Annotated in this window: 14 protein-coding genes and 2 pseudogenes; 11 read left to right on the top strand and 5 right to left on the bottom strand. The window is 63.3% G+C overall.

The features are described 5' to 3' along the window. Positions 1–111 (top strand): annotated as a pseudogene (locus VGC77_RS01420) (IS5/IS1182 family transposase); the annotation flags it as partial. 61 nt (positions 112–172) lie between these two features. Here the strand turns inward: VGC77_RS01420 and VGC77_RS01415 are convergent. Then, positions 173–499, bottom strand: a complete 327-nt coding sequence (locus VGC77_RS01415) for a transcriptional regulator (RefSeq protein ID WP_331169789.1) — start codon at positions 497–499, stop codon at positions 173–175. A gap of 9 nt (positions 500–508) precedes the next feature. Beyond that, positions 509–829, bottom strand: coding sequence for a type II toxin-antitoxin system RelE/ParE family toxin (locus VGC77_RS01410; RefSeq protein ID WP_331169788.1), 321 nt, complete (start codon positions 827–829; stop codon positions 509–511). Here VGC77_RS01410 and VGC77_RS01405 point away from each other — a divergent pair. The 3 genes from VGC77_RS01405 (at position 828) to greA (ending at position 2,538) form a co-directional block, all read left to right on the top strand. After that, positions 828–1,196 carry a ribbon-helix-helix domain-containing protein gene (locus tag VGC77_RS01405; RefSeq protein WP_331169787.1) on the top strand — a complete coding sequence of 123 codons (369 nt, stop codon included), beginning with the start codon at positions 828–830 and terminating at the stop codon, positions 1,194–1,196. The genes VGC77_RS01410 and VGC77_RS01405 overlap by 2 nt on opposite strands. 202 nt (positions 1,197–1,398) lie before the next feature. After that, a complete protein-coding gene (locus VGC77_RS01400) occupies positions 1,399–1,935 on the top strand; it encodes a hypothetical protein (protein ID WP_331169786.1) in 537 nt (178 codons plus the stop codon). A gap of 120 nt (positions 1,936–2,055) precedes the next feature. Continuing rightward, positions 2,056–2,538, top strand: a complete 483-nt coding sequence (gene greA, locus VGC77_RS01395; protein ID WP_331169785.1) for a transcription elongation factor GreA — start codon at positions 2,056–2,058, stop codon at positions 2,536–2,538. A gap of 59 nt (positions 2,539–2,597) precedes the next feature. On the opposite strand, the pseudogene VGC77_RS01390 reads toward greA, so the two are convergent. Further along, positions 2,598–2,881: pseudogene (locus VGC77_RS01390) on the bottom strand (helix-turn-helix domain-containing protein). 98 nt (positions 2,882–2,979) lie between these two features. Beyond that, a complete protein-coding gene (locus tag VGC77_RS01385) occupies positions 2,980–3,303 on the bottom strand; it encodes a DUF1476 domain-containing protein (RefSeq protein ID WP_331169784.1) in 324 nt (107 codons plus the stop codon). A 300-nt stretch (positions 3,304–3,603) separates the two neighbouring features. On the opposite strand from VGC77_RS01385, the gene purC reads away from it, so the two are divergent. The 5 genes from purC (at position 3,604) to VGC77_RS01360 (ending at position 6,108) form a co-directional block, all read left to right on the top strand. Then, the gene (gene purC, locus VGC77_RS01380; protein ID WP_173400866.1) at positions 3,604–4,371 is read left to right on the top strand and encodes a phosphoribosylaminoimidazolesuccinocarboxamide synthase; all 768 of its coding nucleotides are present in this window, start codon (positions 3,604–3,606) and stop codon (positions 4,369–4,371) included. 8 nt (positions 4,372–4,379) lie between these two features. Beyond that, entirely contained in the window at positions 4,380–4,622 is a 243-nt protein-coding gene (gene purS, locus VGC77_RS01375) for a phosphoribosylformylglycinamidine synthase subunit PurS (protein WP_331169783.1), read from the top strand. Between the two features lie 18 nt (positions 4,623–4,640). After that, positions 4,641–4,880, top strand: a complete 240-nt coding sequence (locus VGC77_RS01370; RefSeq protein ID WP_331169782.1) for a hypothetical protein — start codon at positions 4,641–4,643, stop codon at positions 4,878–4,880. Positions 4,881–5,061: 181 nt separating this feature from the next. Then, positions 5,062–5,763: a phosphoribosylformylglycinamidine synthase subunit PurQ gene (purQ, locus tag VGC77_RS01365; RefSeq protein ID WP_331169781.1), complete on the top strand. Its 702-nt coding sequence runs from the start codon at positions 5,062–5,064 to the stop codon at positions 5,761–5,763. A gap of 141 nt (positions 5,764–5,904) precedes the next feature. Continuing rightward, positions 5,905–6,108 carry an integrase gene (locus VGC77_RS01360; protein ID WP_331169780.1) on the top strand — a complete coding sequence of 68 codons (204 nt, stop codon included), beginning with the start codon at positions 5,905–5,907 and terminating at the stop codon, positions 6,106–6,108. Positions 6,109–6,514: 406 nt separating this feature from the next. On the opposite strand, the gene VGC77_RS01355 is transcribed toward VGC77_RS01360, so the two are convergent. Further along, positions 6,515–7,735, bottom strand: coding sequence for a TrmJ/YjtD family RNA methyltransferase (locus VGC77_RS01355; protein WP_331169779.1), 1,221 nt, complete (start codon positions 7,733–7,735; stop codon positions 6,515–6,517). 358 nt (positions 7,736–8,093) lie between these two features. On the opposite strand from VGC77_RS01355, the gene VGC77_RS01350 reads away from it, so the two are divergent. Continuing rightward, positions 8,094–9,317, top strand: a complete 1,224-nt coding sequence (locus VGC77_RS01350; protein ID WP_331169778.1) for an NADP-dependent isocitrate dehydrogenase — start codon at positions 8,094–8,096, stop codon at positions 9,315–9,317. A 92-nt stretch (positions 9,318–9,409) separates the two neighbouring features. Then, entirely contained in the window at positions 9,410–11,479 is a 2,070-nt protein-coding gene (locus VGC77_RS01345) for a prolyl oligopeptidase family serine peptidase (protein WP_331169777.1), read from the top strand. Positions 11,480–11,684: the final 205 nt, after the last annotated feature.

Here is an 11,684-nt window from a genome sequence, read left to right as displayed (position 1 = left end):
GGACGCAACCGCCGTCTGTCCAAGGACTTCGAGGCCAGCATCGCCAGCGCCGAGGCCTGGCTCTTCCTCGCGAGCATCCGACTGCTCTCACGCCGCCTCGCAAGAGCTTGAAATCATGACAATCATTTTGAGTCAGACTCTCAGGCTTACGGCGATTGCGTTTCTTCGCCGCCTAACCAGTCCTGCGGGCTTTGCTGAATGTCAGCTGAAGTCCGGCGCGCTTCTGCAGATAGCCGATCACGCTGAATAAGTTCTTCGCTTGCGGATTGCCTTGCGGCCCGAACATCCGGATCAGGCTTTTCGGCGGCGTATCGATATCGGCGCCGAGCTTTTCAAAACCGACCGTCGCTTTGATGTAATCGCGTAGGATGATCTTGCCGGTGTCGATGTCGCCTTTCAGCATCACCTCGATCCCCTCGCGCAGCAGCGCTTCGGCGAAGCCGGGGTCGGCAGCGACATGATGCTGCACCAGTCCCTTGAAGCTTTTTGTCTGCGCCATGTCGCTCTCCTATCGCCGCTTGCCCTGCTTGTAGTCGCGCCAATAGTGGATGGCGTTGTCGATATCGCGTTGCCGCCGCTTCTTGGTGCCACCGCACAACAGGATCACCAGCGTGTCGCCGTCACGACCGAAATAGACCCGGTAGCCGGGGCCGAAATCGATCTTTTGCTCGAGAACACCCTCACCAACGGACTTCACGTTGGAGAGATTGCCCTGCTCGAGACGAGCAATCGCCACCGTCACCTTCGCCCGTGCGGCGGCGTTGAGCTCCTCGAACCAATCCGCGAACGGGCTCTTGCCATCCGAGAGATAATAGCGAACTTCGAGCATGGGGGAGGGTAACATAAGTGTTACCTATTGGCTAGCGGGAGGTGGCTGTATTGGCAAAATTGCCAGTTTTGGTATTCTGCCCGTCCTGAGAGAGGTCGCCATGCCGACGCGCAAGATCAATCTCACCGCCGAGCAGGACGCGTTCGTCGAGGACATCGTCCGGGCGGGGAAATATCAAGACGCCAGCGAAGCGATCCGCGACGTGCTGCGCGGCTTGCAACAGCGCGTGCAGGCGGATGACTTGCAGCTCGAACTGTTGCGCACGCAGCTCAAGGCCGGTCGCGACGCGCTGGATCGCGGCAGCTTCACGGAGGTGAACGACGCCGATCTCGATACGGCGCTCGATGGACTATCGACGACGCGGTGACCCGTGGCACGATACCGGCTTTCGGAGTTCGCTCGATGATGTAGCCCGGATGAGCGAAGCGACATCCGGGGTTGCTCGTGGATCGTCCCACATATCGCTTCGCTCATGCGGGCTACTTGCTACTTTCTGTGTTAGCGCCGCCGCGAAACTAAAGTCAGCAACGAAAACCCGAAAAGAGGAAGCCCAAAGAGGAATAGGTTCGATGACCAGCATGATTGCTGGAAGGGATTTGGATCGATACTGGCGACACCACGATGCTTTGTTTGCATTTCACAATCTTTTCAATGAAGGCGGAACTGTGGATGAGCGTGCCATCGCAATAGTAGGCGCAACATTCCTTGATAGCAGCCTTGAACATAGCCTCGTCAACTTCATGGTAGATGATGAGAAAGAAACAAAGAAGCTGATGGGCTTGGACGGCGCGATCGGAACATTTTCAAATCGCGTCACTGCGGCATACTGCCTTGGGTTGATCCCCAAGACGGTGCGAGACGATCTCCGCATAGTTGGAAAAATTCGCAACAGATTTGCTCATCAACTTGAAGCATCATTCGACCAGAACCCAATTCGGGGATGGTGTCTCTTGCTCAAATGGCATGAGACTTCAATGTTGATGAAAGCACCTGCCGACGCCACGGGCCGGGATATTTTTCAGGTCGCTGTTAACCAACTGATCTGTTACCTGAACGGGATAGTCGGGGTTGCCCGGTTAGAGCGACGCAAGATTGCCGCAAAATAGCCCGTAGGGTGGGTTAGCGCCGCAGTTGCGTCACTCACCATATTGCCAGTTGCGCGAGACTGTGATGGGTTACGGCGCTGTGCGCCTAGCCCATCCTATGGCATACCCCCGGAGCCCCAATTGTCCGTCGCCTTTACCAAGGAAGACAGTGCCGAGACGGCGTCGGAGACGATGCTGCCGGAGCGGCCGATTTCGCCGCATCCCAATCTCGTCACCGCGGCCGGGTTGCAGGCGCTGCAGGATCAGCTCGAAGCGGCGCGCGCCGGGATCAAGGCGGCGCAGGCGATTGCGGATGTGAACGAGCGGCGCCGGCAGGAGGCCGGCCCGCTACGCGATGCGCTTTATCTGGCGGCGCGGCTGCGCAGCGGGCAACTGATGCCGGAGCCCGCGTCGCGCGACGTCGTGGCGTTCGGATCGACGGTGACGTTCCGGCGCAGCGACGGCCGGGCGCAGAGCTATCGCATCGTCGGCGAGGACGAGGCCGACCCCAAGGCCGGCACGATTTCCTTCGTGTCGCCGGTGGCGCGATTGTTGATGCGCAAAGCCGTCGGCGACGTGGTCGGCTCAGGCGCTCAGGAGCTGGAAATCATCGCCATCGCGTAGCGGGCGAGGCGGGTTCCGGATATCGCTGCGGTCATCAGGGCAACGAATGCCCGCGTCAATCACGCCGCGGGCTTGACCACGCGCCACTCCACGGTGAGGCCGGCGCCGGTCGCAAGGATCATCAACGCGTCCAGGCTGAACTTGTCGATCCGCCCGCGCAACAGGTCGTTCATCCGTGGCTGGGTGACGCCGAGCCGCTTGGCGGCCTCAGTTTGGCTGAGTTGCCAGCCGTCGATGACCTCGCGGAGGGCGATCAGAAGCCGGACCGGGATTTCATGTTGGCGGCCTCGGCCGGCGAATTCTCCAGGGCGTCCCAGATGCTCTCGAAAGCCTGTTCGGTCATCGCCGGGCCTGCGCTCTGCAATACTGGGCCGCCCGCTTTCGCGGGCGGGGACAGCCAATCGTGCTGCGGCGATGCGCGAGACCGCGCTGCCCTGCGCTTCAGGTCCCCGCCTTCACCTGCGCCACCGCCTGGGCGAAGAATTCGTCGAGCTTCAGCCGCAGCTCCGGCTCGGTCAGGAAGATGCCGCGACCCTCGAGGTCGGCGGTCACCTTGCGAATCACGTCGGCGTCGCCGGCTTCTTCCAAGTCGGCGATCACCACTTCCTTGGCATAGGCGGCGGCGGCGTCGCCCTTCAGCCCGAGCTTTTCGGCCACCCACAGCCCCAACAGCTTGTCGCGCCGCGCCTCGGCCTTGAATTTCTGCTCCTCGTCCAGCGCAAACTTGCGTTCGAAACCTTCTTCGCGCTTGTCAAATGTCGTCATAATCCTGGTTCCGATCTCTGCCGGGCGGCGCAAAGGCCGTAGATTTGCGGTTGCGGGCTTGGATGCCTAGATAACCAGGGCGAGCGGTTAAGACAACTGCCGGAAAATCGCAAGCCGTCCAGTAAAACTTAAGCCCCGTCGTCCGGATCGATTGTGCTGGATGGCTCAATCGGGTAGGTTGCCGTCAGGCAAGGTTCTCGTTCTGTTTCCCTGGCCTTCCCGGCAGCTCCGCCGCGGGTCGCATCTGTCATACGGAGCTCACCAACTCCCATGGATTTCAACAACACACGGTACATTCCCATGAGCCGTCGACGTCGCATTTACGAAGGCAAGGCCAAGGTCCTGTACGAAGGCCCGGAGCCCGGGACACTGATTCAGCACTTCAAGGACGATGCGACCGCGTTCAATGCCAAGAAACACCAGGTGATCGAGGGCAAGGGCGTCCTCAACAACCGGATTTCCGAGTTCCTGTTTCAGCATCTGAACGACATCGGGGTGCCGACCCACTTCATCCGCAGGCTGAACATGCGCGAACAGCTGATTCGCGAGGTCGAGATCGTGCCGCTCGAGGTGGTGGTGCGCAACGTCGCCGCGGGCTCGCTGTCGCAGCGGCTCGGCATCGAGGAAGGCACCCAGCTGCCGCGCTCGATCATCGAGTTCTATTACAAGAACGACCAGCTCAACGACCCGATGGTCTCCGAGGAGCACATCACCGCGTTCGGCTGGGCGACGCCGCAGGAAATCGACGACATCATGGCGCTCGCCATCAGGGTTAACGATTTCCTCACCGGGCTGTTTTTGGGCATCGGCATTCGCCTGGTCGATTTCAAGATGGAATGCGGCCGCTTGTTCGAAAACGAGATGATGCGGATCATCGTCGCCGACGAGATCTCGCCGGATTCCTGCCGGCTGTGGGACATCAAGTCGAACGAGAAGCTCGACAAGGACCGCTTCCGCCGCGATCTCGGCGGCCTGTTGGAGGCCTATACCGAGGTCGCCAAACGGCTCGGCATTCTGATGGAAAACGAACGGCCGGCGGGCTCCGGCCCGGTGCTGGTCAAGGGCTGAGGTTGGTCGTGAAGGCACGTGTCACCGTTACATTGAAGACCGGCATCCTCGATCCGCAGGGCAAGGCGATCGAGGGCGCGCTGAAATCGCTCGGCGTCAATGGCATCGCCAGCGTCCGCCAGGGCAAGGTGTTCGACATCGAACTCGCCGGCGCCGATCCGGCGCAGGCCGAGGCGGCGTTGAAGGACGCCGCCGACAAGCTGTTGGCCAACACCGTGATCGAGAATTACAATATCGAGGTGTGCAGTTAAGGCTCTGGAGATCGGGTCATGGCTGAGATCAGCGCGGATTTGGTTTATGAAGTTTTGAGGTCGGTGCAGCACGACATCTCGCAGATCAAAGGCGAGGTTCGCGACGTCAAGATCGAGCTGAATGCGATTCGCGGCCACCTGATTTCCGTGCAGCAAGACATTCACAACATCTATGGGATTCTCGGCCGGCATGACGCTCGTTTTGAGCACATCGAGCGGCGTTTGGACTTGAACGAAACACCGCCCCTCTCGGCGTGAGGGCTGTCATGGGTGAAGTCTCGCGAGAACAGGTTTTGGAGCTGTTGTTCGAAGTCGCCGACGACTTGGACAAGCTCGAGGGAGTTCTTGTCGAGATGAGAACTCTGAATCACGAAATGGCCTTAGGCAATCAACGCTTGTCCGAGGCTTCGTTTAGGTCTTCCGGGAAAGTGTCTCCAGCATGAAATCCGCCATCCTCGTTTTCCCCGGTATCAATCGCGAGCGCGACATGGCGCGCGCGCTGCAGCTCGCCTCCGGCCAAGAGCCGGCGATGGTGTGGCACGCCGACACCGAACTGCCGAAGGGCACCGACCTCGTCGTGGTGCCGGGCGGCTTTTCCTATGGCGATTATCTGCGCTGCGGCGCGATCGCGGCCCGCGCCCCGGTGATGGACGCGGTGCGCAAATTTGCTGGTGACGGCGGGCTGGTGCTGGGCGTCTGCAACGGCTTCCAGATCCTGTGCGAGTCCGGGCTGCTGCCGGGCGTGTTGATGCGCAACGCGCACCTGAAATTCATCTGCCACGACGTGCATCTGCGGGTCGAGCGTTCCGATACGCCGTTCACCCGCGGCTACAATGCCGGTCAGGTGATCCGCGTGCCGGTGGCGCATGGCGAGGGCAATTACGAAGCCGACGATGAAACCCTGCGGCGGCTCGAGGGCGACGGCCGGGTGCTGTATCGCTATTGCTCGGCGAGCGGCGAGGTCAGCGACGCGCACAATATCAACGGTGCTGCGGCCGGCATCGCCGGCATCGTGTCCGAACGCGGCAATGTGCTCGGCATGATGCCGCATCCGGAGAACCACGTCGAAGCCATTATGGGCTGCACCGACGGCCGCGGCCTGTTCGCCGGCTTGGTCGAGCACCTCGCCAAGGCGGCGTAGGCGCGGCTCGCCGCGGCCACGAATTTCCCAGCAGGATGGCTTTCGCAAGCTGCTGCACCAGCCCGCCCTCGTTTGATCTGCGTATTATCGCCCTCTGGACGCAATAGCGGCAGGCTACTATCTTGGGTGGAGGAGTCACCCATGGCGACGATGATTTCAGAGGTATATGACGCTTTTCTCGCGTCGGGCGCGCCGGAGGACAAGGCGCGCAAGGCGGCCGAAGCGATGGCAGCCTATGAAGGGCGTTTCAACAAGATCGAGGGCGACCTCAATCTGCTGAAGTGGATGAATGGAATTACCTGGGCGCTCTGCTTCGGAATTCTGTTCAAGCTTTTCCTGCATTAGACGCCGCTCGGCGCGTCGTCGTTGAACGCCTCAATGCCCGTTGCCGACCTCGACGACCCTGACCCGTCATCCTGAGGCGCTTCCTCGCCGCGCGTCAGCGCGGCGAGGAAGCCTCGAAGGATGACGCCGCGAGGACGGCGGAGCGGCCGGCGGGCGCGCAGCCCATCCTTCGAGACGCCCGACGTCGCGCTACGCGCTTCGCCGGGCTCCTCAGTGTCTGACCGAAAAAGCAGCGAGCAAAATCAGGGGTGTTTGTCATTGCGAGCCGAGGACGGCGCGCAGCGCCGGCTTCGATGCGAAGCAATCCAGGGGCTTCACGCGTGGCCCTGGATTGCTTCGTCGCAATAGCTCGTCGCAATGACGCGTTGAATGCCTGATTTCATTGATCGCTTTTTCGGTCAGACTCTCAGGATGACGGCGCCTCACCCGCCCCCTGCGCCATCGCCTGTTGCAGCGCCGCCAGCGGCGCGGCGACGTCGCGGGTGACGTCGTCGGCCACGATCGCCACCACGCGGTAGCCGCGTTCCTCGAGCCAAGCCTGGCGCGAGGCGCGGTCGGTCGCGATCACCGCGGTCTCGTCGGGGTTGATCAGCTCGATGGCGATGCGCTGCACGAAGGAAACGAAGTCCGGGATGTGGCGGCCGACCGGGGTCTGCCGCTTGAACTGCCCGGCGAAGCGGCGATCGGTGCGCAGCGCCTGCCACAGAATCCGTTCGGCGTCGGTGGGATTGCGCCGCAGCAGCCGCGCGAGGCCACGCACCGTGCCGCTCTCATGCGGCAGCGCGCCCTGGCCGTGTTCGGCGAGCAGCGCGCGCAGCCTTGCGGCCTGTTCGCCGTCGAGCACGCCGCCCTTGGCCGGGCCCTTGCGGCCCTCCGCGATGGCCATCACCACGCCGTGCAGCGTGTGCATGTCCTGCTTGGTCGGCTCCATCCTTGTGAAGATGTTTCGCAAATTGACCAGCATGGTGTCGCGCTTTTCGGCCGGGCGGAGAAACTCCACCTTGTCGAGTTCGGCGACCAGATTGTCGAAGAAGCTCTGCATCTGGTGCTGCGAGGCGCGCTCGCTTCGCTCCGGCATCGCGAATGGCAGCGCGCCAGCGGTGGCGAGCTTGAACCATTCGTAGCCCATCAACAGCACGGCCTGCGCGAGATTGAGCGAGGCGAAGCCCGGATTGACCGGAAAGGTGACGATGCGGTTGGCGAGCGCCACCTCGTCGTTCTCCAGCCCATAGCGCTCGCGGCCGAACAGGATGCCGACCTCGCCGCCGGTCGCGGCCTCGGCGACGATTTCGCGCGCCGCTTCTTCCGGCGCCCGCACCGGCTTGGCCTGGTCGTGGGCGCGCGCGGTGGTGGCGAACAACAGCGAGCAGTCGGCCACCGCCTGCTCCACGGTGTCGAACAATTCCACCGCGTCGAGAATGTAATCGGCGCCGGACGCCGCGCGCCGGGCATGGACGTTGGGCCAGCCGTCGCGCGGCTTGACCAGCCGCAGCCTTGTCAGCCCGAAATTGCCCATCGCCCGGGCGCACATGCCGATGTTCTCGCCGAGCTGCGGCTCGACCAGAATCACCACCGGGCCGCTGAGCTCGGTTTTGGTTTTGGTCTTGTCGGTTCCGGAGCCGGACATCGCGGTGCACTTTCTGATGGAGCGTTTTCTGTGGCTACGGCCGGCGCTGCGCCAGGCCGAACGCTGCGTCGGCGGCGGCCGGCCGCTGCGCTGCACGGGTTGCCAATTCGCGGGCGATTTCTCAAGCAAATAATGCGGTTGCGCCGCTGCTGCGGCCCGACCGACCGGCCCCGCCGCCGCCGCCGGCCGCGCCCCGCCGCTCGCTGCTGCCGCAACTTGCGGCAATCCCCGTTGCCGCCGAATTCCGCAATCCTGCCCGCTGCATCGCCTTCCAGCGCGCGCGGGCCGGTGCTATAGCGGCAGCGGCAACTGCCCATCCCGCCCCGACACGCGCTGTCTCAAAGAGGCCCGATCCCGCATGGCGAAAATCAAGGTGACCAACCCCGTCGTCGAACTCGACGGCGACGAGATGACCCGGATCATCTGGCAATACATCAAGGACAAGCTGATCACCCCGTTCCTTGACATTGACCTGATGTATTTCGACCTCGGGATGGAGCACCGCGACAAGACCGACGACCAGGTCACCGTCGACGCCGCCAACGCCATCAAGAAGGTCGGCGTCGGCGTCAAATGCGCCACCATCACCCCGGACGAAGCTCGGGTGAAGGAATTCGGCCTGAAGCAGATGTGGAAGTCGCCGAACGGCACCATCCGCAACATCTTGGGCGGCGTGATCTTCCGCGAGCCGATCATCTGCAAGAACGTGCCGCGCTTGGTGCCGGGCTGGACCAAGCCGATCATCATCGGCCGCCACGCCTATGGCGATCAATATCGCGCCACCGACATCAGGTTTCCCGGCAAGGGCACGCTGACGATGAAGTTCGTCGGCGAGGACGGCATCGTGATCGAGCGCGAAGTGTTCCAGGCGCCCGGCTCGGGCGTCGCGATGGCGATGTACAATCTCGACGATTCGATCCGCGACTTCGCCCGCGCCTCGCTGACCTATGGGCTGAACCGCGGCTATCCGGTGTATCTGTCGACCAAGAACACCATCATGAAGGTCTATGACGGCCGCTTCAAAGACATCTTCGAAGAAATCTACAATTCGGATTTCAAGAAGGACTTCGAGGCCAAGGGGCTGACCTATGAGCACCGCTTGATCGACGACATGGTGGCCTCGGCGCTGAAATGGTCCGGCGGCTACGTCTGGGCCTGCAAGAACTACGACGGCGACGTGCAGTCCGACACCGTGGCGCAGGGCTACGGCTCGCTGGGGCTGATGACCTCGGTGCTGCTCACCCCGGACGGCCAGGTGGTGGAAGCCGAAGCCGCGCACGGCACGGTGACGCGGCACTATCGCGAGCACCAGAAGGGCAAGGCGACCTCGACCAATTCCATCGCCTCGATCTTCGCCTGGACGCAAGGGTTGGCGCATCGCGCCAAGCTCGACGACAACGCGGAGCTGGCGAAGTTTTCCAAGACGCTGGAGCGGGTCTGCGTCGAGACGGTGGAAGCCGGCTACATGACCAAGGATCTGGCGCTCTTGGTCGGCGCCGACCAGCGCTGGCTCTCCACCGAAGGCTTCCTCGACAAGGTCGCGGAAAACCTCACCGCCGCGATGGCGCCTGCGGCGGCCTGATCGCAGCCGACGCGGTTTGCGTCGGCCACCAAACGCACTATCTGAAAGCCCGGGCCCGCGCCCGGGCTTTTGTTTTGGGGACTGATGACCGCATGAATGGATCGGCCAATCCGGCGCTTGGCGCCGGCGACGAATTATTGTGGCTCGAGGAGATCGAGGGCGAGCGCGCGGTGGCCTTCGTCGCGGCACAGAACGAGCGCACCCGCGCGCAATTCTGCGATGCCGCCTACACCGCCGATTTCGACGCCGCGCTCAAAATCCTCAATGCCGACGACCGCATCGCCTTCGTGCACAAGTCCGGCGATCATCTGTATAATTTCTGGAAGGACGAAGCCCATCCGCGCGGGCTGTGGCGCCGCACCACGCTGGACAGCTATCGCAGCGATACGCCGGATTGGGAACTGCTGCTCGACATCGACGCGCTGAACGAGGCCGAGGGCATCTCCTGGGCGTTCGCGGGTGCGGCGCGCTCGCCGGACAACACCCGCGCGCTGGTCAGCCTGTCGTTCAACGGCACCGACGCCGTCGAGTTGCGCGAATTCGACCTCGCGACCAAGCGCTTTGTCGCTGGCGGCTTCGCGATTCCGCAGGCCAAGACCCGCGCCGACTGGCTCGACCAGGACACCATCCTGTTCGGCAGCGCGCTCGGCGACGACGACACCACCGCGGCCGGCTACGCCCGGCTGCTGCGCAAATGGCGACGCGGCAAGCCGCGCGAAGACGCCGAGGTGGTGTTCGAGGTCGAAAAGGACGATGTCGCCGCCTGGTTCGGCGTCAACCGCCGGCCGACGCACGAATCCGTCACCTATTGGCGCGCGCTGGATTTCACCCGATCGCAGATCTTCGTCGAGCCCGGGCACGGCGCCTTCGCCGGGCAGCGGCTACGGCTCGACCTGCCGGACGAGGTGTCGATTTCGCTCGAGGCCGGCGAACTGTTGATCAGCCCGAAGCAGGACTGGCACGTCGACGGACAAACCGTCGCCGCCGGCGCGCTGGCGGTGATCGCACTCGATCGCTTCCTTGCTGGCAGCCGCGATGTCGAGATCGTGTTTCAGCCGACCCCGACCCGTTCGCTGCAGTCCTGGCTGGAAACCAGCCACGGCATCGTGCTGCAGATCCTCGACGACGTTCGCGGCCGCATCGAAGTCGCGAGCCGCGGCGCGGCCGGCTGGGCCACGCGGCCGCTCCCCGGCCTGCCCGACAACGCCTCGATCTATGCGGAGAATTTTGGCGGCGAGGACGAGCCGGAGCTCGGCCGCGATCTGTTGCTGACCACCACCGGCTTCGACCGGCCGACCACCACGGCGCTGTGGAACGGCGAAGGTGCGCCGCAACTGTTGAAGCGCGCGCCGGCGTCGTTCGACGCCAGCGGCATCGCGGTCGAACAGCGCCACGCGCTCGCCGCCGACGGCACCAGGATTCCGTATTTCCTGATCGGCAAAGATCTCGCCGCCGGCGGGCCGCCGCGGCCCACCATCCTCTACGGCTATGGCGGCTTCGAAGTGTCGCTGACGCCGTCCTATATGGGCATCGTCGGCAGACTGTGGCTGGAGCACGGCCACCGCTATGCGCTGGCGAATATCCGCGGCGGCGGCGAATTCGGCCCAAGCTGGCATCTCGCCTCGCGCAAGGCCACCAAGTACATAGCCCATGATGACTTTGCCGCGGTGGCGCGCGATCTCGCCGCCTCGGGCGTCACCACCGCCAGGCAATTGGCGTGTCACGGCGGCAGCAATGGCGGGCTCCTGGTCGGCAACATGCTGACGCGCTATCCGGAATTGTTCGGCGCGGTGTGGTGCAGCGTGCCGCTGCTCGACATGGCGCGTTACACCAAGCTGCTCGCGGGACAAAGCTGGATCGCCGAATATGGCGATCCGGAAAATCCCGAGGAATGGGCGTTCATCCGCAAGTTCTCGCCGTATCATCTGGCCAGCGCCGCTAAAAAATATCCTCCGATCTTCATCACCACCAACCGCACCGACGACCGCGTGCATCCCGGCCACGCCCGCAAGATGGCGGCGCGGCTTCAGGCGCTGGGGCAGCCGGTGTGGTTCGACGAGACCGTGGCCGGCGGCCATTCCGGCGCGGTCGACAACAAAAAGCAGGCGCAGAGCCAGGCGCTGGGATTCGCGTTCCTGCGCCACACCATCTGCAAGGGGTGAGACGCGAGAGGAGCGTTTACGATCGCGCATCCGGTTTCAAGGAGTCTTCCCAGCGAACGCAGTACTGCGCCGTCATCCTTGTAACTTAAATTCTGCTGGGCGAGGCGGTAGGCTGTCTCGCGCGGTGGCGGACGAGAGACCGGGTCATCCGAGGGCTTTGAAGCCCGAACCTCAGCTTGGGCCTTCGTCCGTCGTTCCATCGAAC

The sequence above is a fragment of the Rhodopseudomonas sp. genome (assembly GCF_036404135.1).
In the GTDB taxonomy this organism is placed as follows: domain Bacteria; phylum Pseudomonadota; class Alphaproteobacteria; order Rhizobiales; family Xanthobacteraceae; genus Rhodopseudomonas_A.
The sequence above is the reverse complement of the archived record's forward strand: the minus strand, read 5'-3'. Positions and strand labels throughout refer to the sequence as shown.

Excerpts from the sequence above, each read along its gene's own strand:
- VGC77_RS01415 (WP_331169789.1), bottom strand. The coding sequence starts at position 499 with ATGGCGCAGACAAAAAGCTTCAAGGGACTGGTGCAGCATCATGTCGCT.
- VGC77_RS01405 (WP_331169787.1), top strand. The coding sequence starts at position 828 with ATGGGGGAGGGTAACATAAGTGTTACCTATTGGCTAGCGGGAGGTGGC.
- VGC77_RS01410 (WP_331169788.1), bottom strand. The coding sequence starts at position 829 with ATGCTCGAAGTTCGCTATTATCTCTCGGATGGCAAGAGCCCGTTCGCG.
- VGC77_RS01400 (WP_331169786.1), top strand. The coding sequence starts at position 1,399 with ATGACCAGCATGATTGCTGGAAGGGATTTGGATCGATACTGGCGACAC.
- VGC77_RS01385 (WP_331169784.1), bottom strand. The coding sequence starts at position 3,303 with ATGACGACATTTGACAAGCGCGAAGAAGGTTTCGAACGCAAGTTTGCG.
- purC (WP_173400866.1), top strand. The coding sequence starts at position 3,604 with ATGAGCCGTCGACGTCGCATTTACGAAGGCAAGGCCAAGGTCCTGTAC.
- VGC77_RS01370 (WP_331169782.1), top strand. The coding sequence starts at position 4,641 with ATGGCTGAGATCAGCGCGGATTTGGTTTATGAAGTTTTGAGGTCGGTG.
- purQ (WP_331169781.1), top strand. The coding sequence starts at position 5,062 with ATGAAATCCGCCATCCTCGTTTTCCCCGGTATCAATCGCGAGCGCGAC.
- VGC77_RS01360 (WP_331169780.1), top strand. The coding sequence starts at position 5,905 with ATGGCGACGATGATTTCAGAGGTATATGACGCTTTTCTCGCGTCGGGC.
- VGC77_RS01355 (WP_331169779.1), bottom strand. The coding sequence starts at position 7,735 with ATGTCCGGCTCCGGAACCGACAAGACCAAAACCAAAACCGAGCTCAGC.
- VGC77_RS01350 (WP_331169778.1), top strand. The coding sequence starts at position 8,094 with ATGGCGAAAATCAAGGTGACCAACCCCGTCGTCGAACTCGACGGCGAC.
- VGC77_RS01345 (WP_331169777.1), top strand. The coding sequence starts at position 9,410 with ATGAATGGATCGGCCAATCCGGCGCTTGGCGCCGGCGACGAATTATTG.